General features: G+C 49.7%; 26 protein-coding genes. 18 read left to right on the top strand and 8 right to left on the bottom strand.

The genetic code is table 11. The features are described 5' to 3' along the window. Window positions 1-158 precede the first annotated feature (158 nt). Both FS806_RS10320 and FS806_RS10315 read left to right on the top strand, forming a co-directional pair. Window positions 159-692, top strand: a complete 534-nt coding sequence (locus FS806_RS10320) for a hypothetical protein (RefSeq protein WP_222126637.1) — start codon at window positions 159-161, stop codon at window positions 690-692. A gap of 308 nt (window positions 693-1,000) precedes the next feature. Then, the gene (locus FS806_RS10315; protein WP_144935472.1) at window positions 1,001-1,672 is read left to right on the top strand and encodes a helix-turn-helix domain-containing protein; all 672 of its coding nucleotides are present in this window, start codon (window positions 1,001-1,003) and stop codon (window positions 1,670-1,672) included. A 351-nt stretch (window positions 1,673-2,023) separates the two neighbouring features. Here the strand turns inward: FS806_RS10315 and FS806_RS10310 are convergent, their stop codons facing one another. The 5 genes from FS806_RS10310 to FS806_RS10290 all read right to left on the bottom strand — a co-directional run bounded on the left by FS806_RS10310 (window position 2,024) and on the right by FS806_RS10290 (window position 6,743). Next, a complete protein-coding gene (locus tag FS806_RS10310; RefSeq protein WP_144935469.1) occupies window positions 2,024-2,899 on the bottom strand; it encodes a DUF2207 domain-containing protein in 876 nt (291 codons plus the stop codon). Continuing rightward, window positions 2,862-3,968 carry a DUF2207 domain-containing protein gene (locus tag FS806_RS10305; protein WP_144935466.1) on the bottom strand — a complete coding sequence of 369 codons (1,107 nt, stop codon included), beginning with the start codon at window positions 3,966-3,968 and terminating at the stop codon, window positions 2,862-2,864. Before FS806_RS10305 ends, FS806_RS10310 begins: the two co-directional genes overlap by 38 nt. Window positions 3,969-5,388: 1,420 nt before the next feature. Continuing rightward, window positions 5,389-5,658, bottom strand: a complete 270-nt coding sequence (locus FS806_RS10300; protein WP_144935464.1) for a hypothetical protein — start codon at window positions 5,656-5,658, stop codon at window positions 5,389-5,391. A gap of 30 nt (window positions 5,659-5,688) precedes the next feature. Beyond that, a complete protein-coding gene (locus FS806_RS10295; protein ID WP_144935461.1) occupies window positions 5,689-6,360 on the bottom strand; it encodes an ArsR/SmtB family transcription factor in 672 nt (223 codons plus the stop codon). A gap of 155 nt (window positions 6,361-6,515) precedes the next feature. Beyond that, complete coding sequence (locus FS806_RS10290) at window positions 6,516-6,743, bottom strand: hypothetical protein (protein WP_144935458.1); 228 nt, start codon at window positions 6,741-6,743, stop codon at window positions 6,516-6,518. 184 nt (window positions 6,744-6,927) lie between these two features. On the opposite strand from FS806_RS10290, the gene FS806_RS10285 reads away from it, so the two are divergent. The 5 genes from FS806_RS10285 (at window position 6,928) to FS806_RS10265 (ending at window position 12,181) form a co-directional block, all read left to right on the top strand. Next, on the top strand, window positions 6,928-8,001 hold the full coding sequence (locus tag FS806_RS10285) for a Gfo/Idh/MocA family protein (RefSeq protein WP_144935455.1): 1,074 nt from the start codon (window positions 6,928-6,930) through the stop codon (window positions 7,999-8,001). 133 nt (window positions 8,002-8,134) lie between these two features. Next, window positions 8,135-8,614 carry a PH domain-containing protein gene (locus tag FS806_RS10280; RefSeq protein ID WP_144935453.1) on the top strand — a complete coding sequence of 160 codons (480 nt, stop codon included), beginning with the start codon at window positions 8,135-8,137 and terminating at the stop codon, window positions 8,612-8,614. Next, window positions 8,601-10,157: a PH domain-containing protein gene (locus tag FS806_RS10275; protein ID WP_144935450.1), complete on the top strand. Its 1,557-nt coding sequence runs from the start codon at window positions 8,601-8,603 to the stop codon at window positions 10,155-10,157. Before FS806_RS10280 ends, FS806_RS10275 begins: the two co-directional genes overlap by 14 nt. Before the next feature lie 3 nt (window positions 10,158-10,160). Further along, window positions 10,161-10,718 carry a cysteine hydrolase family protein gene (locus tag FS806_RS10270; protein ID WP_144935447.1) on the top strand — a complete coding sequence of 186 codons (558 nt, stop codon included), beginning with the start codon at window positions 10,161-10,163 and terminating at the stop codon, window positions 10,716-10,718. 59 nt (window positions 10,719-10,777) lie between these two features. Beyond that, window positions 10,778-12,181 carry a nicotinate phosphoribosyltransferase gene (locus FS806_RS10265; RefSeq protein WP_370451720.1) on the top strand — a complete coding sequence of 468 codons (1,404 nt, stop codon included), beginning with the start codon at window positions 10,778-10,780 and terminating at the stop codon, window positions 12,179-12,181. A gap of 145 nt (window positions 12,182-12,326) precedes the next feature. Here FS806_RS10265 and FS806_RS10260 read toward each other — a convergent pair whose 3' ends face one another. Both FS806_RS10260 and FS806_RS10255 read right to left on the bottom strand, forming a co-directional pair. Beyond that, window positions 12,327-13,472 carry a conserved virulence factor C family protein gene (locus FS806_RS10260; protein WP_144935441.1) on the bottom strand — a complete coding sequence of 382 codons (1,146 nt, stop codon included), beginning with the start codon at window positions 13,470-13,472 and terminating at the stop codon, window positions 12,327-12,329. A gap of 206 nt (window positions 13,473-13,678) precedes the next feature. Beyond that, entirely contained in the window at window positions 13,679-14,371 is a 693-nt protein-coding gene (locus FS806_RS10255; RefSeq protein WP_186328310.1) for a YhcN/YlaJ family sporulation lipoprotein, read from the bottom strand. Between the two features lie 285 nt (window positions 14,372-14,656). Between FS806_RS10255 and coxB the strand changes: the two genes are divergently transcribed. From coxB to FS806_RS10200, 11 genes are all read left to right on the top strand, one after another. Next, window positions 14,657-15,664 (top strand): cytochrome c oxidase subunit II, encoded by a 1,008-nt coding sequence (gene coxB, locus FS806_RS10250; protein WP_144935435.1) that lies wholly within the window; start codon window positions 14,657-14,659, stop codon window positions 15,662-15,664. A gap of 70 nt (window positions 15,665-15,734) precedes the next feature. Further along, on the top strand, window positions 15,735-17,576 hold the full coding sequence (gene ctaD, locus FS806_RS10245) for a cytochrome c oxidase subunit I (RefSeq protein WP_186328312.1): 1,842 nt from the start codon (window positions 15,735-15,737) through the stop codon (window positions 17,574-17,576). Then, a complete protein-coding gene (locus FS806_RS10240; protein ID WP_144935430.1) occupies window positions 17,577-18,194 on the top strand; it encodes a cytochrome (ubi)quinol oxidase subunit III in 618 nt (205 codons plus the stop codon). Between the two features lie 4 nt (window positions 18,195-18,198). Further along, a complete protein-coding gene (locus FS806_RS10235) occupies window positions 18,199-18,513 on the top strand; it encodes a cytochrome C oxidase subunit IV family protein (protein WP_144935427.1) in 315 nt (104 codons plus the stop codon). A gap of 207 nt (window positions 18,514-18,720) precedes the next feature. After that, on the top strand, window positions 18,721-19,635 hold the full coding sequence (locus FS806_RS10230) for a cytochrome c oxidase assembly protein (RefSeq protein WP_144935424.1): 915 nt from the start codon (window positions 18,721-18,723) through the stop codon (window positions 19,633-19,635). 14 nt (window positions 19,636-19,649) lie between these two features. Then, window positions 19,650-20,120, top strand: a complete 471-nt coding sequence (locus tag FS806_RS10225) for a DUF420 domain-containing protein (protein ID WP_186328309.1) — start codon at window positions 19,650-19,652, stop codon at window positions 20,118-20,120. 303 nt (window positions 20,121-20,423) lie between these two features. Then, window positions 20,424-21,140, top strand: coding sequence for a hypothetical protein (locus FS806_RS10220; protein ID WP_222126636.1), 717 nt, complete (start codon window positions 20,424-20,426; stop codon window positions 21,138-21,140). 3 nt (window positions 21,141-21,143) lie between these two features. Then, on the top strand, window positions 21,144-21,566 hold the full coding sequence (locus FS806_RS10215) for a GntR family transcriptional regulator (RefSeq protein WP_313960579.1): 423 nt from the start codon (window positions 21,144-21,146) through the stop codon (window positions 21,564-21,566). A 160-nt stretch (window positions 21,567-21,726) separates the two neighbouring features. Further along, a complete protein-coding gene (locus FS806_RS10210; RefSeq protein ID WP_144935414.1) occupies window positions 21,727-22,632 on the top strand; it encodes an ABC transporter ATP-binding protein in 906 nt (301 codons plus the stop codon). Beyond that, window positions 22,632-23,534 (top strand): ABC transporter ATP-binding protein, encoded by a 903-nt coding sequence (locus FS806_RS10205; RefSeq protein ID WP_144935411.1) that lies wholly within the window; start codon window positions 22,632-22,634, stop codon window positions 23,532-23,534. Before FS806_RS10210 ends, FS806_RS10205 begins: the two co-directional genes overlap by 1 nt. Then, entirely contained in the window at window positions 23,527-24,804 is a 1,278-nt protein-coding gene (locus FS806_RS10200; RefSeq protein ID WP_144935408.1) for an ABC transporter permease, read from the top strand. The genes FS806_RS10205 and FS806_RS10200 overlap by 8 nt, the downstream gene beginning before the upstream one ends. A gap of 180 nt (window positions 24,805-24,984) precedes the next feature. On the opposite strand, the gene FS806_RS10195 is transcribed toward FS806_RS10200, so the two are convergent. Next, window positions 24,985-26,343, bottom strand: coding sequence for an extracellular solute-binding protein (locus FS806_RS10195; RefSeq protein ID WP_144935405.1), 1,359 nt, complete (start codon window positions 26,341-26,343; stop codon window positions 24,985-24,987). Between the last annotated feature and the right edge of the window lie 18 nt (window positions 26,344-26,361).

Below are 26,361 nucleotides of genomic sequence, written 5' to 3'. Positions count from 1 at the left end.
AGGACGGCGATAGCCGTTTATCCTTGTAATGGGAGCAAACAGTTTATAAAGAATGAGAGTTGATCCGTTTGACTGCAAGGAGAAAGTTAATACTACCGGTGCTTACGCTTCTATTGCTGGCAAGTGCCGCCTGGAATCTATATTTTATCAATCATAACATGACGGAACGTCAGCAAGCGGAGGTAGACCGGGGAAAGCAGTTAATTCTGCATTACTATGATGCGATTATGTTTGCCGGAATCCTGCGCGATGCCACCGGAAGCCTGCTGCAGGATCACGAGATGGAACAGAGGCTCAGCTATAAGTATCAGGCAGGCTTGGCTTACCGCTTCAATCAGGCCATCCCTGCTTTAATTGCTGGGGCGGAAGAGGTCAAGGGGGAGCCGTTCCGAACGATAAAATATACTCCTCAAGCCTGGTTCACGGAGATCAATAATGCGTTGGGGACGATAGGAAGTCACGAGGGGCCGCTGCAGGAGACGGAGTTGAATTACCTTCGCACCGCTCATGAGTTGTTCTCTCGGACGGCACAGCTTCTGGATGGCTATCATGTGGAGAATACGGCGGACAATTTGGCGCTTGCGATGGCCCGCGGAGGAAAGTGGGTCGATATTGTTGAGGAAATCAATGATATCTTTGCCGATGCGCCGGAGTTTCTGTTCACTTATCGATCTGATGCGGAATCCAAGTAGTTCGTCACGGCTTGCTAAAATTCGCTATGCTAGAGGGGCATTTCAATGGAAGAAGGCTTCGGAGGGTTGTGCTCCGAGGCCTTGATTCTTTCCGCATGTGGTTGACCACCGTCATGCGACGCCAAACACCGCGCGCTGGGAGTCGCGCGCGGTGTTTCGAGTCCTGTCTCTGCCTTATCTCTCTTTCTTTATGATCCCGAGTATGGTGGGAATTCTGTTTTTGTCATACTGTCCGGCAGGGGTTCGTAGACTGTATAGACTAGTCTATACAGATGGCATTTCTATGCCCGTAAGGAGGGAAGCAGACGATGTCAGTCGATTCCAGGGAGCTTCCTCTCGGCTCGTTACTGAAGGACCTGCTGCGGGAGCGTTCGCTCTCGATGCGGAAATTGAGTGAACGGACCGGTATTCATACAGCGACCATTTCACGGATTATCAATGGCAAACAGCAGGCCAAGCCGGACCATCTGCGCAAGCTGTCCGACCATTTGCAGGTGCCGGCGGAGCAGTTGTTTCGGGCGGCAGGCTATGCGGTCGGGGAGCCGCTGGAGGAAAATCCGTCTCAGATCGATGAAATCGTCTCGATTATTTATGAGGTGCTGGCCTCTTCCCAATGGTTCCACGAGCATTTTACGGTAGAGCGGATCGAACAGGAGCTGAACAAATACGAGCAATATGCCCGGACCAAGGAAGGGCAGCAGGTCATCCATAGCGATTTTCGGGCCAAGCTGGATCAGGTAAGCGGGGCGGGGCCTTTCATAAATCAATTAAGCGATATGTACCGAATCTATGAAGAGGGGCAGGCGTCGCCGGAGGAGCGGGCCGTTCTCGGCAGCGGGCTGCTTTATTTTATTTTATCGACCGATATTATACCGGATTATATCTTTCCGTTCGGCTATTTGGACGATGCCATAGCCGTTCATCTTGTACAGCGGAGGCTGAAGGAGATCACGGAATCCCGACTCCGTTCCGAAGGCTGAATGTTATGGAACAGGTTCGCTGCTTGAAGCGATGTTTGTTTGCTCGCACCGTGCATCTGAATGGGCGGAAAGTCCGTCCGATGCACTTTGTATTGTTTTCGAAAGCATAACCAAGAACGAACCCAATAAGAGGTCTGTTTCGTGAACATCATCCGTAATTGGGACCTAATAAAGGCAGCGATCACTTATTTCTAGCCGATAATCTCGGGGATAGGAAATAAATGGGGGGCACTTGTTTGACGCTATCTAATGGGCCACAATAAAAACAGCAGCCGGGCCTCCTATTGAAGGAAGGTCTTGGCCGCTGCTGCTTCCCGGGGCTGATTTCGACAGCTGAATCGTCCAACCAAGCTAGAAAGCGCCGGCACCGCCCCCACCCCCGGAATCGCCTCCGCCTCCACCACCTCCAGAGCTGCTGCCTCCCCCGGAGCTATACGAGCCCCCCCACGTACTCCAGGAATCATAGGTGTGATTGAAAGATTTCGTTGTACTATGCGGAATGGAGATTAGAGGGAACGCCTTCTCCAGCTCCTTGTAGCTCTCGAAGCTCGCATGATGCTTAGCGAACGGCTTGGAAATGTTGAGAATAAGAGCATACTGCATCAGCCGTTCCAACCGGGCAGCTTCTGTCCCTGCGGGGTACCTTTTACGTTTCAATGCTCTTCTCCATTTGGCCACGGCTGCTTTGTAGTGGGCACCTTCCGTAGTAGGGACTCGCAGCGGCAGCAGCAGCCGGAGAATCATGGACAGAAGGATCGTTCCTGTAAACAGAAATATAGCATGGCTAAAGGTGATCTGGGCGACGGTAAAGAAGCATATGACACCGTAGATCAAAAAAGTCCAGGTCGACCGCCATAATGCTATGGCGACTGCGGCAACCGCCCCAAGAATAACGCCGGCCCAGCCCATAGCGGTCCACGAGCTTACATCCGCATAGTAGAGATATAGGGTCATGGCATAGAGGAAGACGGTTAGAGTCGATACTACCCATGCAACCGCCTTATTGTTCTTGAAGAACGGTGCGAACCGTTCATGATGCAGCACCTTTTGTTTCCATGCCTCGAATCTCTCATCGAATTTCTTCTTTCTTCTGCGGTAAGCTTCCATCGCTTTTCCATTATTGCGTTCCTCTTTGGACGGTCCGGAGATGGATTCCAGAGAGAAGGAACGATTTCTTCCGGGTATATTCTTAAACAGCCAACCGACGAAATCCCGTTTCATATTCATTAAGCAGGCGTTGGTCGCCGGTGAATGTGAATCGGAACGTTTCCTTCGGTGCCTTCGGATCTTGTCTATAATGTAGACTGGCAGGAATTTTCCTGATTTCTATCCAGCCCTTTTGATATAAGGAAAATAGGCCGGCGGTAATGTCCTTTGGAATCAGTTTGCCGTTACGGTGTATATAAGCGACGAACAAAGGATCGAGGGCTTCCAGCTCATCCCGTGAAATATGCCTGCCGGCTAAGCCCGTCAGCTTGTAGGGAGTCAGCAGGGCGAAATATAGGATGCCCAGCAGAATTATGCAGGAAGCCATTTTTATTATGTCTTCCGCATAGGCCAGTTTTGCCCCGCGCTGCTCGTATCTGGTCTGCAGCTTCTGTTCCCTGGCGAGAATGGACTCCTTGCGGTTCTCTTCTGCAGTCAATGGGGAATCCGGCAGCCATTCCGCAGGGAACAACAGGCGGAACTCCGACTTCTGTCCGGCCGGCATCAGCTCCGTCTCGTAATGGATGGAACGGCCGGAAGTCCCGGTAATGTGGCCTCCTGTCTTATCATGAAAAAAATAGCTTACTTCCCCCGAGTCGACCGGTTGGGGCAGCATGATCTCGATGGACATGTTATGCAAATCGGTCTCATTATCCGAATCGAAGAAAGCCCAGTAGAATTCGGCGGTATCCGAATATTTCCAAACGGCATGATCCAGGCGGTACCGGTAGTAGACCTGCTTGATTTCGTCTTTCGACTTGGTATGGATCCGGTAAGTATTATCACTCAGCTCCGTTGTCAATTGATCAGCTTCCTTATAAGAAAAGCCGCCCAGCTTCGCGTTCGCAGGCGGAAGATAAGCTTCGAAAAACTCGACCCCATCATGACCGCCGCTCTTGAGCTTCCGCGTAGTACCGTTGAATTCTCCCTCAAATTGATAAGTATACAGTTCTTCGACGTACAGATCCCCATCTTCCAGGAGCTGCGCCCGAATATCCACCTTGTCGATGGTAAAGGAACGGCCTTCTTTGCATCCCGCCAACAGAGCCAAGATAACCACAAAGAAAACCAAGCCGATGGCCCTTCTCATCTCATCACTCCCCAAATCTATGTATTATGTATAAAGATGTATAGCAATTTATCTTGTATGGAAAGGAGATTCGCTGCCTGGTTGTATTTTATACGCAAGGGGAAGGGTTAGGATTCGATTCCTGGGCGGAAATGGTACTTTAGAATTAAGAAAAAATCCATTTTGTGGGAAATTGGGGGGGTATATCATACTAACTCAACTTTCGCAGAGCGAAAACCGGTTTAAATGCTTGATACAACCAAGGATAAACGGCTATCGCCGTCCTTTGGACAGGCGCGTTTACCTATGAAATATAAAAAAAGCTCCTAACGAAGCCATCTCGAAGATGAATAACCCGGTATTAGAGAAAGCTTTTTATGCCAGTTAGAAAGTTTGTTCCATTTTAATGCTTTAATGAACTTAAACTTTCTAATGTGGTAAGAACAGGTATAAGGTGAAAACTTATACTTTCTTGTATTTTGAAAAAGCAGCGGATTAAATACAAAAGTTGAAAAATAGAAAAACACCGCTTCGTTTGGTAAAGTGAGAGTGTCAAGCAATCACTGCCATAAAGAAGAGGTGTCCTCTATAGGATAGAGCAAATCGTACAACCGAATCAACTTCCAAATGAAATTAAACCGGCTTTCAAAGTACTGAAAGTGCTGCAACACTTGAAAATAGCAAGGGGATAACTGTCAGCGTCGTCTTTGTACGCCATCGTTCATCCGGGGCGGTGAAGACATCACAAAGACGAGCAAAAATACATTAAAATCGTGCCTTTTTCCAAAAAGAAGGCGAAAGACGCTCAAATGTGCAGGTCTTTTTCACAAAATGGGGCCATTTCGCAAAAAATCGCTCCAAAGACGTGCATTATTGCTCTAGAATCAGGTATGTGGCGACTTTTCTTCAAAAAGACGTGCATTATCGCTTTAGAATAGGGCACTCCGCGGTGTTTTCCAAAAAGACGTGCAGTTTTGCTTGTCTTACACCATCCGGCGGACGATCCGGGGTTTGCGATTATTCAGCACCGCTAGCACCGGAATTTTTCGTTTTATAGTGAACTCTTTTGGACATAAGCATTAGCTGTCTGAGAACAGTTTGCCGTCCGTTCCTCGGTGACCCCTTTCACGCCATATAGCGGGCCCGAGCGATTATACATCAATTTGAGTCGATTTGAAATACTTCAGCGAAAAGCTTGGCGTTATTACAGCGGAGGGCCCAAATAGTTGTCGATTGAAAAGCTGCCTTACTGCAGATTTGCCGCTGGAAGGCCGTAGTAAATGAGCAGGCTTTCTCCCATCAAAACGTAGCATGGCGTGAATAAATGGTTATCGTTAAAAAGCCGCCTTATTGCAGGCTTGCCGCTGGAAGGCCGTAGTAAATGAAATGGCACAACGTTTAAGGAGGGCTTGCTCGGAAGCCCTCCGAATGATACGGCATTTCAGCAGATACCGCCGCTCCCAGCCCTAGGCATATTTTTCAGAATAATCTCCGCTGCGCGCAGCCTGTTCTCCGGTTTGCCGTTGTTCAGCATGTCCTCCAGCACTCTCATTGCTTTCCGTTGAAGAGACTCGTAGGAAGAGACATCGGCTCCGATAGTGGAAGGGGAGCAGGCATCCGACATTTCCTTCCAACGGTGGCGGGCCTCTCTCTCGGTTTCCCGTTGTCTTTCCTCGGCGAATTTCTCTTTCGCCCAATAATCCATGAACATGGTTCCAGCCTCCTTATTGCTCTATAAAATTTACTGCTTATCAAGATTTTCTTTATTCGGCGGGTCTATCTTCTCGCTGTTCTCATCGAAGGAGAGCCCTCCTTGATTTTCGTCTTCGATATTGAACCAAGGTTCGTCAATTTCAAAAGCGACCGTAGAAATATAGTACAAATTTCCTTCATCCCCGCATTCTATTTCGGCTAGCTCAGCGACCAGCTTCCTGAATTTGCGCAGCCATTCTACGAATTGTTCTTCCGTTGCTCTTACCTCGGCTTGCATTGAAGTCCGGGGCCAGGAGTTCTTGTCGGGGGAAGTATGCTGAAAAGCTCGTTCGGGAGCGGAAAGAGCCCTTAACTTGGCACGGTCCAAGCTGGAGATCGTACTCTCCCGGAAGTAATCACTGACTTCTGTGGCATGGGGGAGCAGGTCGGGAGACGGAAAGAAGCCTCTGGCGACAGAACGGTAAAATTTCTGGATGATTCCGTTCTTCACTTCGGTCCGGTTGACCCGAATCAATTCGTTCTTTTCCAATTCATTGAGATGGTAATGGATTTTCGAACGGGGGATTTCCAGTTGCTGCGCCAGTTGTTGCCCGGTATAGGAGTTTTCAATCAACAGCATGACGATTCGGGCCCGGAACGGATCACTCAACGCTTTAAGCTGATCGAATTTATCGATCATTAAATAGGGTAGTTGATTCAATACTGTCACACATCCTCTTTAAATTACTCGGTCAAATATATTTACTCGTATTGTAATATATGACGGAATATTTTGTAAATAGGCAAAAAGAAAATAAATGGAAACAAAATAAAGAGGCACCTTGTTTAAGGTGCCCCGCTTTTTTTTGAACAGGATTAGTCTCCTGTACCCTCTTTGCTATCGCCGATATCGCTGCCGGGAGCTTCTTTATCCGTATCTCCCAGAGAATCGTTAAGCTTCCCGCCGGTTCCGAGATCTGTGCTTCCATTTTCAGAAGGAGTCGTTCCGGAATCTACAGGGCTGCCGCCTCCGTCTCCGCATCCGGTCAACACCAACATTACCGCCATGACTACCGACAACAACAAAAATCCGGTTTTCTTCACGTATTTCTCCTCCTTATCCATTCGAGGCATTCTGTTTGATTTGCCTTCATGAAGTTAATAAACATCAACAGGAGGATTGAAACTACAAAATGTTGAGAAATTTATCCAAAGGATGCTTTGCCAATTGGGTGACAATTCATTACACTATAAACAGAAGTTAGTCGAAGGGAGCTGGAGAATAGGAATGCAAGCAAAAGATGGGATGAATTACGCGCCGACCGGCAAGGCGAATGCCGTTTGCGGCAAAGGGGAATTTCAAATCGCCGCCATCGGTCTGGATCACGGACATATTTACGGGATGTGCAACGGCTTGCTGGAGGCAGGAGCCGAGTTGAAATGGGTATATGATCCGGACCCGGTGAAATGCGCCAATTTTCAAAAGCGCTATCCTCAGGTGCAGATTGCCGATAGCGAAGAAAGAATACTGAATGATCCGGAGATCAAGCTGGTGGCCGGGGCCAAAATTCCTTCCGAACGCTGTGCGTTGGGATTGCGGGTTATGGACCACGGCAAAGACTATTTCACCGACAAAGCTCCGTTCACTACATTGGAGCAGCTGGAGTCCGCCAGGGTGAAGGTTCGCGAAACCGGGCGCAAATATGCGGTGTACTACAGCGAGCGGCTGCATGTCGAAAGCTCCGTGTATGCCGAGCAGCTCATTCGTGAAGGAAGAATCGGCCGGGTTCTGCAGGTGCTGGGTCTCGGTCCGCACCGGTTGAATGCTTCATCGCGTCCGGATTGGTTTTTTCGGAAGGAGCAGTACGGGGGCATTCTATGTGATATCGGAAGCCATCAGATCGAACAGTTCCTTACCTTTGCCGGCGTGAAGGAAGCAGAGGTGGTCAGCAGCAAGGTAGCAAACTATCATAATAAACAGTATCCCGAGCTTGAGGATTTCGGAGATGCCACTCTGATAGGAGATAACGGAGCAACCCATTACTTCAGGGTAGACTGGTTTACTCCGGATGGCCTTGGGGTGTGGGGAGACGGGAGAACGATCATTCTGGGCACGGAAGGAACGATTGAGCTTCGCAAGTATACGGATGTGGCCAGAGATCCGCAAGGGGACCATGTTTATTTGGTTAACCGGGACGGGGAACAGCATATATCCGTCCGCGGCAAAGTCGGCTTCCCTTACTTCGGCCGGCTTATTCTGGACTGTCTGAACAGGACGGAGGAGGCCATGACTCAGGAGCATGCCTTCAAGGCCGCCGAGCTTTGTTTAATAGCCCAGAAGAAGGCCGTACGAGTCGAATAACCGGGAGGATGCAATCAACCAACGGTTATTAGGGAACGTTTTGCGTTACAATAGTACATTAGGATCCTGGTTTAAACTTAAGTCATGAATGTAAATTTGAAGTCATTCGAGTGTAGTGAAGGAGTTGTACCCTATGCGCCCGGAACCCAGGCACAAGATAGATATTCGCGCCTTGACCGTCTGGAGATGGGAGGGCGCCATTACGTCATTTCTGATGGCGGCGGCCGGCGGAGTTCTGCTGTTCTTGACCATTAAATTTGATTGGCCCTACTGGATTTCCGCCATAGTATGGGCATTGATTGCCATAGGGACGGTGTGGTTTGTCGTAATCGTTCCCAAGTGGAGCTGGCACCGCTGGCGCTATGAGATCCGCGAGGAAGAAATCGATTTGCAGAGAGGCATCATCTTCCGGACCCGAACGATTATTCCGATGGTCCGGGTGCAGCATGTCGATACGAATCAAGGACCGATTATGCGTAAATTCGGGCTGTCCACCGTAACTTTCTCCACGGCGGCAGGGGGCCATGAGATTCCCGCATTGGCCAATGAAACTGCTGATCAGGTCCGGGATCGGATTGCCGAGTTAGCGAGGGTTTCCAATGAAGACGTCTGAAGGAAAACGGCTTCATCCACTGAGTTCGGTTTTGCTGGCTCTGCGTGCGCTTAAAGATTTTCTTCTTCCTCTTCTGATCATTTTTGTTTCCCAGTTTTTCAGGGGGCAAAGCGCAACGGGAGAATATTCCTACAGAATCCTGTTCGGGGCCGTGTTCCTCGTTCTGGCTATCGTTTCGGGGATATGGTCATGGGCAGTATTTCGTTATGGGACTAAAGACGGCAAATTGTTTGTCTATCAAGGTGTATTTTTTAAGAAAAGGCAGTACATTCCTTATGAACGGATACAAAGCATTGATCTCACGGAAGGCCTGCTGCACAGATTGTTCGGCCTGGTCCGGGTGCAGGTTCAGACTGCGGGGGGCCAGAAGCCGGAAGCCGTCCTGACGGCGGTGACCAAGGAGGCTGCGGCTGATCTGCAGCTTGAACTGCGGGGCCGGAAGAGGGCTGAAGCGGTTCGGGACACGCAGGAATTGGGCGACGAACGGGAGAGAGAAGATGCGGATAGCGGTCCGGAGGAGAGGTTCGACTCACCCGCCGAGGTGCTCGAGCCTGCCAAGGACAATGTTATTATGCCTAAACCCAGCCGAAGGCTGCCGTTCGGGCAATTGTTCATTGCCGGACTTACTTCGGGGAGTCTGGGTGTCGCGTTTTCCCTTATATTTGCCGCCTTTACACAGCTGGATGAATGGTTCCCGAACTTATTTCTTTACAGCAATGTGGCCCGTTGGGGTTGGCGAATGCTGATCCTCGCGGTATTATGTATTTTATTGCTGGCTGTACTGGTCGCTATTCTGTCCGCTATGATCCGGTTCGCCAATTTTACCGTCACGCGGGACGGAGATGAGCTGCTTATCGAGCGGGGGCTGCTCGAAATCAAGAGGGTGACGCTGCCGATCAGAAGAATTCAGGCGATAGTGATTGTCGAGGAACCGGTTTGGCAGCCGTTCGGCCTGGCCTCCATCCAGGTGGAGAGTGTCGGGTATGGCAATGAGAAAGGGGAGTCCACCCTGTTGTTTCCTTTGCTGCGCAAAGATGAGATCAGAGATTTTCTTAAGGAATTTGCCCCCGTGTTTGTGCAGGAAGAGGATAAAGCTTATACTCCGGTATCCCGTAAAGCATTGCCCGGTTATTTGTTTCCCGTACCGGCCGTACTCGCCGTCCTTACATTAATTATAGGCTATTTTACAAAATGGGGGGCAATCGGCTGGGGATTGGTCGTTCTGTTCCTGCTGCTTGGCTGGTGGAAATATAAAACGGCAGGCTGGATCGTCGATGCGGATAAGGTTATTTTCCGATATCGGCGAATCAGCCGGATGACGGCCATCATTCCCAGAGGAAGGATCCAGTCTTACAGCGTCGGCCGCCATCCCTTCCAATTAAGGAAAGGGCTGTGCACGGCCAAAGCGACAGTCGCCTCAGGCGGGGGAGGCACCGAGTTTCGGATTAAAGGAATGCCGGCGGAGGAAGGGCTTGCCATTCTTGCCTGGTACCGAAGATGGAACGTCGGGCCCGGCCGTTCTGCCGATAACCGAGGAGGGTAAGCAATGAAAGCTTTGATTGTCATCGATTATACTTATGATTTTGTGGAAGGAAAGCTGCCCTGCGGCGAACCGGCCATAGCGATTGAAGGACGCATGGCGGAGTTGACGCGGGAATTTACAGAACGGGGAGACTTTGTCGTGATGGCGGTCGATTTGCACGAAGAGAATGACCCGGATCATCCGGAGACGCTCCTCTTTCCGCCGCACAATATCAGAGGAACCAGCGGCCGGGAATTATACGGTCAATTGAAAGAAGTGTACGACAAATACAAGGATCGCATTTACTGGATGGATAAAACAAGATACAGCGCTTTTCACGGTACGGATCTGGAGGCTCAGCTTAAGGAACGGGGAATTAAAGAGGTGCATCTTGTTGGAGTATGTACGGATATTTGTGTCCTGCATACTGCTGTTGAGGCTTATAACAAAGGCTTTCAAATCTTTATTCATCAGGATGCGGTGGCCAGCTTCAATCCGGCAGGACATGACTGGGCGCTTTCTCATTTCAGAGGAACATTGGGCGCTACGATTGTCAACGCCGGATCGGTCGTTAAGGAATAGGAGGACCCGCATTGGATTTAGCAAACTTAGCTTTGCATACGGATAAATATCAAATCAACATGATGTATGCGCATTGGTATAACGGAACCCACAACTGTAAAACCGTCTTTGACGCTTATTTTCGCAAGCTGCCCTTCGGCAATGGATTCGCGGTTTTCGCAGGGTTGGAAAGAATTGTTAATTATTTAAATGAATTGAAATTCGATGAAGCCGCGATTCAATATTTGGCCGGACAAGAGGAGCGGTACGATCCGAGATTTCTCGAGGAGCTTCGGAATTTCCGGTTTACCGGTAATCTTTATTCCATGGAAGAGGGGACTCTCGCGTTCCCGAATGAGCCTCTCATAAGAGTGGAAGCCAGGGTGTTCGAAGCTCAATTGATAGAGACGGCCATGCTTAACTTCATGAATTATCAGACGCTGCTGGCGACCAAAGCGGCAAGAATCAAGCAAGTGGCCGGCGACGATCAGCTGCTGGAGTTCGGAACACGACGTGCCCAGGAAGCCGATGCAGCGTTATGGGGGGCGCGGGCAGCTTATATTGCGGGCTTCGACGGTACCTCCAATGTGCTTGCGGGGATGAGGTTCGGCATCCCGACCAAAGGGACCCATGCTCACGCCTGGGTCCAGAGCCACGAATCCGAAGAGGAGGCATTCGAGCGTTTTGCCGCTGCACTGCCGGGACAGGTAATTCTGCTGGTAGATACCTATGATACGCTCAAGTCCGGAGTTCCGAACGCCATCAAGGTAGGCTTGAAGCTGAAGGAGCAGGGGAAGAAGCTGCTCGGAATTCGTCTGGACAGCGGAGATCTCGCTTACCTGTCCATAAGGGCAAGGCAAATGCTCGATGAAGCAGGGCTTAACGAGGTCAAGATTACCGCATCCAACGATTTGGACGAGAATACGATATTCAATCTGAAGGCCCAAGGGGCCAAGATTGATGTATGGGGAGTCGGGACTCAGTTGATTACAGCCGGAGACCAGCCCTCGCTGGGAGGGATTTACAAGCTGGTGGCCAGGGAGGTCGATGGGGAGTATGTTCCCGCGATCAAAATATCCGGAAATCCCGAGAAAATTACGACCCCGGGCATTAAAGAGGTTTATCGGATAGTCAACCGCGCAACAGGCAAGGCGGAAGGGGACTATATCGCTCTCCAGGGGGAGGAGGATGCCGTTCAGGGGCAGAGCCTCAAGCTGTTCAATCCGACCCATACATTCATTCGCAAGACGGTTGCCAATTATGATGCCTATCCGATACTTAAGCCGATTTATATAGAAGGGAAACAGGTTTATTCTCTTCCCGGTTTGGAACAAATCCGTCAGCATCACAAGGAGCAGCTAAAATTATTCTGGCCGGAATATTTGCGCAAGCTTAATCCGGAGCTGTATCCCGTATCATTGAGCCAGAAATTATGGAATATGAAGATGGAGCTGATAGACAAGCATCTGGGGCAACGGCCGTAAACTTGGAGCAGACCGGGACGCAATTCAGCGCCCCGAACGATTATGAGCAAGGGCGAAGATTGGCGGAACAGGCTCAATGACATTAGAAGGACCGGTCGGTTGACCGGTCCCCGTTGAGAGAAAAAGGATAATTTACATTTACTCTCTAATCCCGATTGCGGTTCGTCATCTGCTGCCATACTGATCCTAGAGCCGCCTCCCCGCCCTCGATCCGCTCTATGGCCATGTTAATCTGCATGCTTACTTCAAACTCGGGATCGTCCTTCGCCGCTTTCAAGGCCGGCAGGGCTGTCTCATCGCCGGTTTCATACAGAAACCGGGCCGCTCTCCAGCGGACAAGCTTGTTCGTATCCTTCAGGGCATCTGCCATTGGACCAATGGCAGCGGGATCACCAAGGTCGGACAGCGTATCTCCTGCCGTTCTGCGAACGGCCACGGTCTTGTCCTTCAAGGCCTTGAAGAGCAAGGGCAGCACTTCCGGAGTTTTAATATCGCCCAGGTATACGGTCGCCAACCGGCGGATGGACATCTGCGGATCATCCAGTGCCCGGGAGAGCAGGGGGATAGCTTCTTCGGTCGGCTCTATTCTTTCCAGAGCGGCATAGCGGGTCCGCCAATCGCTGCTCTCCATCGCCGAAGCCAGCTCATCCAGCGACGCGGCCTCTTCTACGACGGTTTCGCCGGGCGCTTGCTGGGCAGCCTGCTCGATCATAGCTTCCAGACGTTGCTGGTCGTAGGCTGCATCGTATTCGCGAACTACCTCTTCCAGAACGTCCTTAAGCTCTCCATAGCGGACGCCCTGCTCCTCCAATTTGCGTTCCTTGATCAAATTGGGAGAGGCCAGGCCGGCGGTCATGGCCGCTTGTGAGAAGCGCTCGGGGAGAGCGGCACGCTGTTCCTCCGTTCCGTTGCTCACCCGAATTTGCATGGGGATTCCGCGGAACGTCTGGACCAGCACCTTCACTTCACCGAAGGCTGCCGGGGCTTCCGCTTCAGGAGCCGGCCCGGCAGCCGAGCCGGCCACCGCCTGATCGCTCTCGCCGAGGATTTCCCTTGCCTCGGTGAGAATCCGCTGCCAGTCCCCTCTCGGGTGACGGTCAATGGCGATAAAATCGGCGGCGTGATAAATACCGGTCACGCCTTCAATGTCCAGAAGCCGCTGCAGGCTCTCGGGGGCTTGATCTTTATTAGTAGGGCTATATTCCTTGCGGACGCCGTCAGGAAGCTTCTCGTCCAGATTGATTTTCATCGAATTCGGACTAGGCGTCGGCTCGATAGATATGATTTTCATTAAAGCGCAACCTCCTTGCGTAATAAGGATTCATATTAAGGATACCATATTTTGCGCTAAAATCTGGTCTATAAAGTTTAACTCAAGGAATACCTACTACTTTAATATGTAGATTTTCCGGACAGGCTCGGGCAAAGAACGCTGCCCAAGGCCGCAGCCTTCCCGGCTTATCCCGGGATCGGGGGCCGGGGGGAAGGCTGCAGAGCTTACCGGACGGGTTTATTGTCGGAACGACTGAATAGCTGGCGGACGGTCCGGTTGAAATCTTCTACATAACCGTCCAGAGGGTATCCCTTCCAGCTTTCCTGTGCGTAGGTGTTCATTTGGTTAATGAAATCCCGGTTAGCGGAAATATACACCTGCTGGACAGAGGGATAGGCGGCTTTAATCCGCTCGGCAATAGACTGCTTGAAGCCGTGAGCCAGGCGGTCGGGGTCCTCGACGGTATCGTAGTTGTTAATTCCTGTTGCGAGATCCTCCGGATTTGCGTACTGGTTAAAGGTAAACGGGTTGTATCGGCCGAGTGAGGTGCCGGAATTGTTAGTTTCTTTGCGTGCAGATGTACTGCCTGTCGTTCCGGTGGCGGAGCTGTCAACGAGAATGGCACAGTAAGCATTGCGATCCGTCAGCATGACAATAGCGCTGTTGACGCCGTCCAATTCCTCCACTTCCCGGGACAAGCTTTGGCTGAACGCTAATGTCTTATTATCGTGGAAAGAAGCGCTCTGCTGCTTAATGCCGTAAGTTCTGTTGCCCTGCTCCTCCGCAGGGACCTCGATGCGGCTCCCATAATTGTTGGCGTTCCGGCGGTCGGCCTTCAGATCGTAACAGCCGCTTGTAATCAGAAGCATAATCGAGATGAAAACGAAACAGGCCGTACGATTTAAACGAGTATGCATGTTTTTCCTCCTTGTTGCGAATAATCGTTGTATAGATAGCATGGGTCAGGAAGTTCAAATTATGCCCATTCCCAGAAGGCAAAACCTGCATTTTCGAGATGGAAATGACAAAAACGGATGGCTCTAAACCGAGTCGTGGCAAGGATTTAGAACATTGTGTGAACTTTCCTAGGAAGATTGACAAACCTGTATAACGAATTTATAGTTAATACGTGATTAGGTTTCTTGACACGGTGCGCATCCATGGTGATAGCGGTTAAAACAGAAAATTGGGGTTGATAAAAGATGAATCGTTGGAAATTTGTATGGCGTCTAATGCCCCTGCTGGCGGTATTGGCGTTTTTGCTGACCGGGTGTGGCGAACCTAACCTTTCCGCGCTTGATCCCAAAGGGCCTGTAGCTAGGGAACAACTGTTCATGATAAAGCTCAGCATAGGGATCATGATTTTTGTGTTTGTGGTCGTAATATCCATCTACACCTACGTTCTTCTGCGTTTCACGAAACGTAAGGGAGATAAGGATATCATTCCGAAGCAGGTGGAAGGCAGCCACTTGCTGGAAGTGATCTGGACCGTCATTCCGATCATTCTGTTGATCATTCTTGCGGTTCCTACTGTTACGTATACATTTAAGCACTCAGAGGACTACACTCAGAACGACGATATTCTCCAGGTGAAGGTAACCGCGCATCAATTCTGGTGGCAGTTCGAGTATCCTCAATATGGAATTATCACCGCTCAAGACCTTGTAATTCCTGCGGGACAGCAAGTTTCGTTCCAAGTCACCGCTTCCGATGTTAACCACTCCTTCTGGATTCCTGCTCTTGGAGGGAAGATTGACACCAACCCCGGTATGATGAACGTCAGCCATCTGGAGGCAGACGAACCGGGAGTTTACCGTGGTAAATGTGCAGAGCTTTGCGGAGCTTCCCACGCCTTGATGGACTTCAAAGTAGTGGCGAAGACGGAGGCTGAATTCCAAGAATGGATCGACAAGATGAAGACACCTGCAACGATTACCGCTGAAGCATCTCAGGGAGAGCAAATTTTCAAAGACAACTGTCTGTCCTGCCATGCGGTCGGAGCAGAAGGCTTAAGCATGGGGCCTAACCTGACCGGATTCGCTGACCGTGAATTGGTCGCTGGCATCCTGGAACATAACGATGAGAACATAAAGAAATGGATTCGGGACCCGCAAGCCGTCAAGCCGGGCAATAAGATGCCTAAGATCAATTTGACGGAAGAGCAGCTGGATCAGCTTGTTAAATACTTAAATCAATTATCGTTGCAATAACGGACAGCTTTGAAAAAAGGAGGTAACCACGTTGGCTCAATCTCATGCGGTAAAACGTTACACCGGCTTAATGGATTGGTTAACTACGATTGACCATAAGAAAATAGGGATTCTATATTTCCTTGCAGGGGGAATGTTCTTCCTCATCGGGGGATTGGAAGCCCTCCTGATCCGGATTCAGCTTCTCTACCCCAACCTGGAAATTTTCGTTGGAGGCACGTTTAACCAGTTAATAACTATGCATGGTACGACCATGATCTTCTTGGCGGCCATGCCGATGCTTTTAGGTTTTATGAACGCTATCGTTCCTTTACAGATCGGTGCACGTGACGTAGCGTTCCCGTTCCTGAACTCTCTCGGATTTTGGCTGTTCTTCTTCGGCGGTCTGCTGCTGAACCTGAGCTGGTTCATGGGTGGGGCCCCGGACGCCGGATGGACCGCATACGTTCCGTTGTCTACAGATACCAGCTTGTTCGGAGTGGATTTCTACGTAGTCGGTTTGCAGATTTCCGGTTTGGGTACTCTGATTGGAGGAATTAACTTCCTCGTTACGATCGTAAATATGCGTGCTCCTGGAATGACTTACATGCGTATGCCGTTGTTTACGTGGACTGCATTTATTACTTCGGCATTGATTCTGTTTGCTTTCCCTGCGGTAACCGTAGGTTTGGTCCAGCTAATGTTCGACCGTCTGTTCGACGGAAACTTCTTTAATGTAGCCAAGGGTGGAAATATCGTTCTTTGGCAGCATATTTTCTGGATTTTCGGACACCCTGAGGTGTATATTCTGATCCTGCCGGCATTCGGGATCATCTCTGAAGTCGTCAGCACATTCTCCAAGAAGAGATTGTTCGGATACAGCTCCATGGTGTTCGCGACTATCCTGATTGGGTTCCTGGGCTTCATGGTTTGGGTTCACCATATGTATACGGTAGGAATGGGGCCTGTAGCTAACTCGATCTTTGCTGTAGCAACCATGGCTATCGCCGTACCGACCGGGATTAAAATCTTTAACTGGCTGTTCACGATGTGGGGAGGACAAATCCGCTTCACCGCCGCTAACCTGTGGGCGGTCGGATTCATTCCAACCTTCTTGATCGGCGGTATGACCGGGGTTATGTTATCTGTTCCTCCGGCTGACTTCCAATACCATGACTCTTACTTCGTTGTTGCTCACTTCCACTACACTATCGTAGGCGGAATGATGTTCGGTATCTTCGCAGGCTTCTACTACTGGTGGCCTAAGATGTTCGGACGTATGCTTAACGAAGGCCTGGGCAAGCTGCACTTCTGGACATTCTTTATCGGGTTCCATCTAACGTTCTTCCCGCAGCACTTCTTGGGCTTGATGGGAATGCCGCGCCGGGTATACACGTTCCTGCCGGGACAACAGCTCGAGCTGGGCAACTTCTTGAGTACGATAGGCGCTGCTTTGATGGGAGTCGGTGTAGTCGTATTCGTGCTCAACATCATTATTGCGGCCATGAAACCGGCAGATGCTCCTGCAGATCCGTGGGATGGCCGTACGCTGGAGTGGACGATTCCTTCTCCTGCTCCGGAGTATAACTTCAAGCAGCTTCCGCTCGTTCGCGGACTGGACGCTCTGTTCAAAGAGAAGATGGCAGGTAACAAAGAGATGACTCCGGCGGAGCCTCTGGGACCGATTCATATGCCGTCTCCATCGATTCTGCCGTTCATCATGTCGCTTGGGTTGTTTATTTCCGGATTCGGCTTCATGTTTGCCCGGTATGAATTCGACAGCAGCCTGATGAACACGCTGTTCGGCGATCACATTATTGCGATTTTCGGCCTTGCAATCTTCTTCCTGTGCATGATTATCCGTTCGTTCAAGGACGATCCGGGTTGGCATATTGAACTGGAGGAACTGCAAGGAAAGGGAGGTAAGGCTTAAATGGCAAATGCAAATCACATGAACGGCGCACTTCCTGCCCAACCGGAAAAAGCAACACTTGAAGGCAAAAATAAACTTCTGGCGTTCTGGTTCTTTCTAGGCGGCGAGACCGTCCTCTTCGGAACTCTGTTCGCGGGCTTTATCGCCCTTCGGAATCAGGTTCCGGAGGGGCCGACGGCCGACGAAATATTCAAGCTCGGCATGGTCGGTACCGCAACATTGATTCTTCTCACAAGCTCCTTGACGAGCGTGCTGGCTATGATCGCCATGCATAAGCACAAGGTCCAGGCTATGCTCGGATGGCTGATCGTTACCGTTATTCTCGGTTTGTCCTTCTTGGGTCTTGAGATTTATGAATTTGTGGAGTACGTTCATGAAGGCCATACATTTACAAGCAGCGCTTTCGGTACATCCTTCTACACCTTGGTCGGTTTCCACGGTGCGCACGTTGTATTCGGAACGATTTGGATTGCAATGCTGATTATTCAAGGCTTCAGAAAAGGATTAACGGTAGTGACCGCGCCTAAATTTTACGTAGCCAGCTTGTATTGGCACTATGTCGACGTAATTTGGGTATTTATCTTCACCGTAGTTTACTTAATGGGAAAGGTGGGTTAAACGGATGAGTTCAGAACAGCAATCTTCTGCGCCTAATGTACGTCATCGCGTTGAAGGCCCGAAAAACCATTATATTACGTATCTAGTCTCGATTTTATTGACGATGTTCGCTTTTGCCGCTGTGATCTACGGCGGCTTGAGCAAAGCATTTCTCGTATCCTTCCTGATTCTGCTGGCCATCGTCCAAGCGGTTTTCCAATTGGCGGTGTGGATGCATATGAAGGACAAAGATCACACCTTCCCGATTATTGGCATCATCTTCGGAGCCATCTTCGGAATGTGTGGAGTCGTAGCGGCATTATTTTGGATTTGGTGGTAAGTATTTATAGGGGGAGAGGCGGGATTAGATTAGACTGGTACCGCCTCTCTTTCTTTAAAATATAAGAAAGTATAAGTTTTGCATGCTTATTCAGTTCTTATATTTCATCGAGAAACTGTACGTCCTTGGACAAGGATGGCCGCCGTTTCTTCTTGGATAAAATGATGCTTTGGCTTTGTTAAACAGGAAAATAAGGGGGTAAAACCCGTGCCAAATACAGGACATATCCATCAAAACCCGGATTTCTTCGCTCTATGGAGACCTGACATTCTGCTGCTGGTGATTCTGGCCGGTGTCGTCTATTTTTATTTGATGGGCCCCGGGCGCAAATTTTTTGCAGAGTCGGGACCGGTAAGCGGAGGCACCAAGGCATTAATGATTACGGCGCTTGGCGTCTATTATCTGGCTCAGGGAACGCCGATCAATTATTACGGACACAGCCATTTGTTCAGTTCTCATATGCTGCAGATGTCTTTGATTTACCTCGTCTTCCCGCCTTTATTTTATTTGGGGCTGCCACATTGGCTTATAAAATCGATAATTGAGATTAAGTGGATCAAACCGTGGCTGTACCGGATTACTCATCCGCTTATTAGCGTGATTGTCTTTAACGCTTTATTTTCTTTCTACCACATTCCGACAATTTTTAACTATATTATGGAAGTTCATTATCTCCATCTAATCTATCATTGGGTTCTGATGCTGACGGCTTTCCAAATGTGGTTTCCGATTTTTGTCAAAGATCCGAAATGGAGCAGACTCAACGGTCTTCAGAAGATGGTGTATATGTTTGCCAACGGCGTCCTGTTGACTCCGGCTTGCGCTCTGTTAATTTTTACTCAAGTGTTGGTTTACGACGTGTATATGGGGGCACCGCAAACATTATTCTTCCTTCCTTCGTTAGATGACCAACAGATGGGCGGAGTCGTCATGAAGATTATGCAGGAGATTGTCTATGGAATTGTTCTGGCCTACAGCTTCTTCGAATGGTTCCGTTCGGAAAGGAAGAAGGAAGAGCAGATGGATCGGGATCTCCTGGAATCACTGCAGCCGATGAAGCGCAGCGAATCGGGGGAAACGCGGGATTCTGTATTAAATCCTAAACAAGTACCATCATCATAAATTAATGGGACGGGATGGCATTGAACTACTTACTTCCAACGATCAGCACCTCTTTTATCGTCATTAGCGCTGTTCTGGTAGCGATTGGCTGGTATCATATTCGTCAGAAAAACCGGATAGCGCACGAACGGTTTATGGTAGCCGGAGCGATATTTGCCGTTGCTTTTTTTATCGTATATGTATCGAGAACCATCTTTGCGGGAAATACCGCTATAGCCGAGAGTGCTCCTGATGCGGTAAGATCGTTTTATTATGTCTTCTTATTATTTCACATTGTGCTGGCAACGGTATCTGCGGTATTCGGAATTGTGACTTTAACTCTCGCTTATAAGAAAAGCTTTGCCAAGCACCGAAAACTCGGCCGTTGGACGGCTGTCATGTGGTTGATAACAGCTCCGACGGGAGTTATTGTTTATACTTTGCTCTATGTCCTCTATCCTGGGGGAGATACCAAGCCGGTCATTGACGCTATTTTTGGCTGGTAACCTTCTATACGCTAAATCAAATCTGCACTTAAAGGTGCAGATTTTTTTATGTTTGGCTTAGACTCATTAAGAAACGAGATATATAAATATAGCAAAAAGAACTGGCAACCAAGTATTTTACAGGCAGGAAGATTAGGAGAGCGTAGATAGATTTGGAGAGTATAAAGAAAATCGATGAATAGTATTGCATTACAGAATTCAAATCTGTATACTGTATATAACAATATATACAGTAATCACAGCATAAATATGGACTGGAAAACGGATAGAGAACAGAGGAGAAGGTGATCGTCGGTGGACAGGATGTTCATGTGGAAGAATGTCCGGTTTTTAATAAAATACGAAAGTGTTCGAACCGGTTGGGGATGGTTATGGACAACGATATTTTACTTTTTCTTTTCCCTGACGACTGTTTCTTTACTATACAGTCAGAGCTACACACTGTTTACTCGCTTTGCTGCCGATATATTCTTCTTGGCCGTTACGGGAACGATTGGGTTTACTTTCATGTCCAGAGATTATGGGAGCAATTGGTGGAAATCCCATGCTCTGTCCAAGAAACTGACGCTGCTTAAGAGCCTTCCCGTTACTACCTTTGAGATTGTTTTCAGCCGTTACATTGCATACTTACTGGTTTTTGTAATCATGAGTCTAGTTTATTTTGTCCCTCTATATTTTATAAGTCAATGGGAACTTCTTCCTCTCACGAGAGAGCAGTACATTTCCTTCGTGTTTATTTGGCTCGGATATTCATTGGCTTGCGGCGGCTTATATCTTCTGATGGAGCTCTCTCTTAAAGAGAGAACGTATTTTATATGCTGCGTGATTCATATGTTCCTTCTAATCTTTGTCGTGGCGGGACTGCAGTTGGCTGGAATTCATCTCGTGGAGGAAAGTATGGAACTGGCCGGCAAGAGCAGCATTCTGGCCCCCTTAATCAGTATAGCGGTTGGTGGGGTGATCCAAGCAGTCTGCTTGCGCATTTCCGTTCGACGGTTAGACTGGCGGGATGCAAGTTAGATTGTGCGGCAAGAGAATGGAGTGGAGGTGGGGATGATGCGCATTCCGGTCACAATTACTAATGATAGCGGTAAGCCTCTATATCATCAGATCAAGGAGCAGTTGAGAGCCATGATTCTAAGCAGACATTTGCCGGAAGGCATGCTACTGCCCTCTATTCGGGAATTCGCAGCGGATCTGTCCTGCAGTGTCATTACCATCCGCAGAGTGTATCAGGATTTGGAGCAGGAGGGATTGCTTTATACAAGACAAGGCACCGGCACATTTGTGGCCAGAGTGAGCGAAGAGGAACGGGAACGGTTCCGTAATGTGGCAGTCTATGAAGCTTTCCGTCAAGCAGTAGAGACAGGAAGACAGGTACAGTGCTCCTCCGATGAAATGAGATCCATTCTGGACGAGCTGCTGCAGGAGACAGAACCGAATTAATGGCGCTTGCGTCTTGTAGGACTATGAATAACCGAAGCGCTTCAAAATCTAGAAAGCATAGCCGTGTCCATGAGGCCGACTTAGAACATGATGGGCCTTTTTGCATGAAGGGTTGGAGAGCAAGCGTGTACCGAATTTTAAAGAAAAAAGGGGAGAGACTATGGAACCGGTATTGACCGTTTCAGATGTACGCAAGCATTACGATAATCGGTTTGTTCTCGGCCCGTTGAATTTCAGCCTGGAGCCGGGCTATATAACCGCCGTAGTAGGACCGAACGGCTCCGGCAAGAGCACGCTCTTCCGGATGCTGATGAGCCTGGCTTATCCCGACGAAGGCTCGATCCGTCTATTCGGCCGTTCCTACCCCGAGAATGGGGTGGAGATCAAGCGGAGGACAGGATATGTTCCTGAGCTTTCAGAATGGGACGATAGCTGGAGAACAGTTAAGGATGCTGTCCGCTTCTACTCGCATTGGTATCCAAACTGGCAGAAGGACCGATTCCAGGAATTGATGCAGCTTTATTCCTTGGATCCCAAGCTCCGTTTCAAAGGGATGTCCAAGGGGGTACGGAGAAAATTGTCCATTGCCCTGGCCATGGCCCATGACCCGGATCTGCTGCTTCTGGATGAACCTTCCTCCGGGCTGGATCCATTTGCTTCCCGGGCGATGGTGGAGGACATTCACCGCTTTATGGAAAGCGGCAGTAAATCGGTACTTATGGCTACGCATATCATGGACGAAGTTAAGAAGCTGGCCGACTATGTTATTTTTATATGTTACGGGCAGCAGTTAGGCATGTATGAGAAGGATGTCTTGCTGGATGAGTGGAAGGCGGTATGGGTGGAGCGCTCTTCCGACCGTTCGAAACAGTTTCCCGGCGTAATGGAAAGCTCGGGTTCGGGGCCTGTTCGAATCGTAACCAGTTCCTTCGAGGAAACGAGACAGGCTCTGGCCGAGGAAGGAAACCCGATTATTAAAACAGAGTCGCTTGAGCTGGAAGAAATTTTTTATCATTTAATGAATAAACACGGGGTATCTGCAGGAAAGGAAAGGGGAGCTGGATAATGGCAGGATTAGAAGTACACGAAATCATCAAGCGGTTCGGAGAGCATACGGCTGTCAATGGAGTCAGTCTGGAGGTCAAGGAAGGGGAAATCTTCGGGCTCCTGGGCGGTAATGGTGCCGGGAAGACGACGACGATGCGGATGGTCTTGGGGCTCATTGTCCCGGATAGCGGCAGAATCCTGTGGAAGGGACAGCCTTATAACGAGAGCTTGCGGAAGACGATGGGCTATTTGCCGGAGGAGCGGGGGCTGTATCCGAAGATCAAAGTGAGCGAACAAATCGTTTATCTGGCCGAACTACGGGGAGTGTCCCGCAAAACCGCGGATAAACATTTGAAGGAATGGCTCGATAAATTCGGAGTTCCGGAATATTACAATAAAAAGGTGGAAGAGCTGTCCAAAGGAAACCAGCAGAAAATCCAGTTTATAGCCTCGGTGATTCATAATCCGGATATTCTGATTCTGGATGAAGCTTTCAGCGGATTGGACCCGGTTAACGTGGAATTGCTCAAAAAGACGGTGTTGGAGCTAAGGGACCAAGGCAAGACGATCCTCTTCTCCAGCCACCGGATGGATCACGTGGAGGAGCTCTGCCAAAATATATGCATCCTTCATAAATCGAATGTGGTGCTGAAAGGCAATCTGAAGGAGATCAAGAGCTCGTTTCCTAAAGAACGCATTATTTTGGAGACGGACTCTAAGGTTACCGGCCTGGAGAAAATTGACGGCGTGAAGGCGGTTCTGCCACGGGAGAACGGTGTGGAGATTCGTATTTCCAAGATCGAATGCGCACAGCATATTTTGAAAACGGCCATGGAGCAGACCAATGTTTCCAGATTCCAGGTGTTGGAGCCTACCTTGAACGAAATCTTCATTAAGAAAGTAGGTAGCGGACATGAGTAATATGATGAGCGTTGTCCGGTTTACATTCAGAAACCGGTTTTTATCAAAAACGTCTTTAGTAACCACCATCATTTTTGCCGTAATCATAAGTATAGTCATTAATTTGCCTTACATTATTTCGTTATTTTCCTCCAATGAGGTGAAAGCGGTCGGGATAGCGGAGGGAAGCCGTTACTCTCAGGACATAGCTGCGTCTCTCAATCAACAGGAAGATGGAGAGCTGAAGATCGTGCTGCTGCCGGATGCCGGATCTCCGGAAGCCAATCTGCAGCAAGCGAAGGGCAAGATTGACAGCGGAGAAATATCAGGTTACCTGGAGCTGGTGGAAGAGAGAGGAACATTAGTTCAGGCGATCTACCATTCCGATGGCAGCCTGGGAACGGGTGAACAGTCGATTCTGACGACGGTTATGCAGTCCGTTAAGACAGAAGCGGTCGTTAAAGAGCTTGGATTGAGTCAGGAGCAGCTGGTCCGGCTGAACACACCGGTAGAGCTTAAAACGATGGAGATAAGTCCTCAAGAAGGGGGAATGGCAGAGAAGGACCCCGGGGAAAGGGCGATTGCTGTAGGGTTGGTCTATGTCCTCCTATTCCTGCTGTTCATGTCCGTCATGATGTACGGCAACCTGGTATCCACCGAAGTGACGGCGGAGAAGAGCTCTCGGGTAATGGAAATCCTGATTTCCAGCATTTCGCCCATGACGCAAATGTTCGGGAAAGTGATCGGGATGCTGCTGCTCGGGCTGGCACAAATCGCCATCTTCGCTGTAGTGGCGGCCATTAATCTACTGCTTCCGCATAATATAGAGATTCTAAGCTCCATGGGGATTCAGTTGAGTCAAATTCCGCTGCCGTTGATCGCAGGCTTTTTCTTCTTCTATCTGGCAGGGTTTCTGCTCTATGCGTTCCTGTTTGCGGCAGTCGGTTCTCTGGTCAGCCGGACGGAGGATCTCGGTCAGGCGGTCACCCCGCTTACGTTTATTCTGTTGGCCGGATTTTATATCGGCATGTTTGGCTTAAGCAGCCCGGACAGCACCTTCGTCACCGTGACGTCCTATATTCCTTTCTTTACGCCGATGATTATGTTCCTGCGTATAGGGGTCGGTGATCCGGCCCTGTGGGAGGTTGGGCTGTCCATAGTCATACTGATTGTATCCATCGGTTTCTTCGGATGGCTGTCGGCGAAGATTTACAGAGTAGGCGTTCTGATGTACGGCAAACGCCCTTCCTTGAAGGAAGTCCGCAAAGCGATGAAAGCCTATAAGGTTTAACGCTGTAAAAAGAAGACTGGAGCTTGGGCCACAGCAAGGAAGCCTCCAACCCGTTGTAAAGTGGGAATGGAGGCTTCTTTTTCTTGGAAATGATTGGCATTGGCAGCATGAAAAAAAGGCCAGACGGAAACTCCGTTGACCTAATCATTATGAAAGAACCCCGGGTTCTTTTTGAGTCCCCTAACGGATTTGGGCACAAGCTGTGGCCGCCGCTTCTGCGGACTCGAGCCCGAGCCAGAACAAAGCAAACTCGGATTTGAGTTCAGCGATCTCGGCCTCGTTGAACAAATCATGAATAAAGTAGTTGTTGTTCATTAACGGGTCCTCAATATTAAGCGCGCGCAGGTAGCTTTCGGTACATGCCGCTTGATTGACTTCCCGGATAACCGATAGGAAGGACGAGCGCTCATACATGGCCTGCTGTACGCCGGGATCCAGGGCCACTCGAATGAATTCGCGGGCCAGCTCGGGGGAGCTGGCCTCGGCAGGTATCATCAGCGCATTGGCCTGCAGCAGCGTAGCCTTCAACGGGCCGAACGGCAGCGGAGCGACTTCAGGCGTAAAGATGAGGCTCCGGTCCTTCCATCCGGACATTTCGAATGTTGTCGTTAGCGTCATGGCTGCTTTCTCGTACAGGAAAGGATTCGCGTCAGACTCGGGGTACATTGTGGCGATGCGCCGCCGGTACAGCATGTCCTGCAGCAGCGTCAGGGCTGTCCGCAGGCTGTTCTCCTTCAAGCCGCCCCCCTCCTTGGCTCCGCCGTTCTGCAGGGCAAGCACCGGCCAGCGGGAAATATAGGGGTAGACGGAAAAGCCGTAGCGAACGGGCATCCCGTTGCTGACATGAGTCAATCCCTCGGCGGCATTGAGAAAATCGTCCAGCGTCCAGGCTTCTGTCGGCCGGGGAATGTTATCATTCGCAAAAAGCTGTGGGTTGTATGCCAAAAATACCGGCGTGAAGGTTAACGGCGCCGCGATCAATTGGCCTTCATGACGAAACCGGTTTAGCAATTTCGGGTAAATGGTGTGCAGGCGATCTTCCAAAGCGGTCGTCACATCGGAAAAGGGAGCAAGGACGTCGCTGTCGGCAAGCTGCAAATCCGAAACCATGACGATGTCGGGACTGAGCCCCATTTCGGAGCTCGATTGGAACGATTTCCAGAAGTTCAAGGCCGGCAGGCTCAGCACCTTGACATTTACATGGGGATATCTCTTGGAGAATGCGTCGATGATGGCGGGCAGCCCGTTATCGACGAAGTGAGCCGGGTATGGAGTCAGAATTCGCAGTACATTCCTGTCTGATGGCGAGATGACGAGATCGGCGGGGACCATCGTGCCGAGACCCGGCCGTTTGATCACAAGTCCGTCATTCTGAAGCTGCTCCAGAGCTTTGCGTACCGAATTTCGGCTCATTTTGTAAAATTCGCACAGTTCGTTCTCCGGCAGCAGATAATCACCGGGCTTGACCAAGCCGGTCATGATCTGTTCTTTCAATGTATGGTACAGCCTCATGTACAGAAATTCGTTTTCCCTGCGCAAAATGATCCCTTCCCATCC

It is taken from the genome of Paenibacillus sp. 32O-W (assembly GCF_007679495.1).
GTDB classification, from domain to species: domain Bacteria; phylum Bacillota; class Bacilli; order Paenibacillales; family NBRC-103111; genus Paenibacillus_L; species Paenibacillus_L residui.
This window is presented reverse-complemented; position numbering and strand designations above follow the sequence as displayed.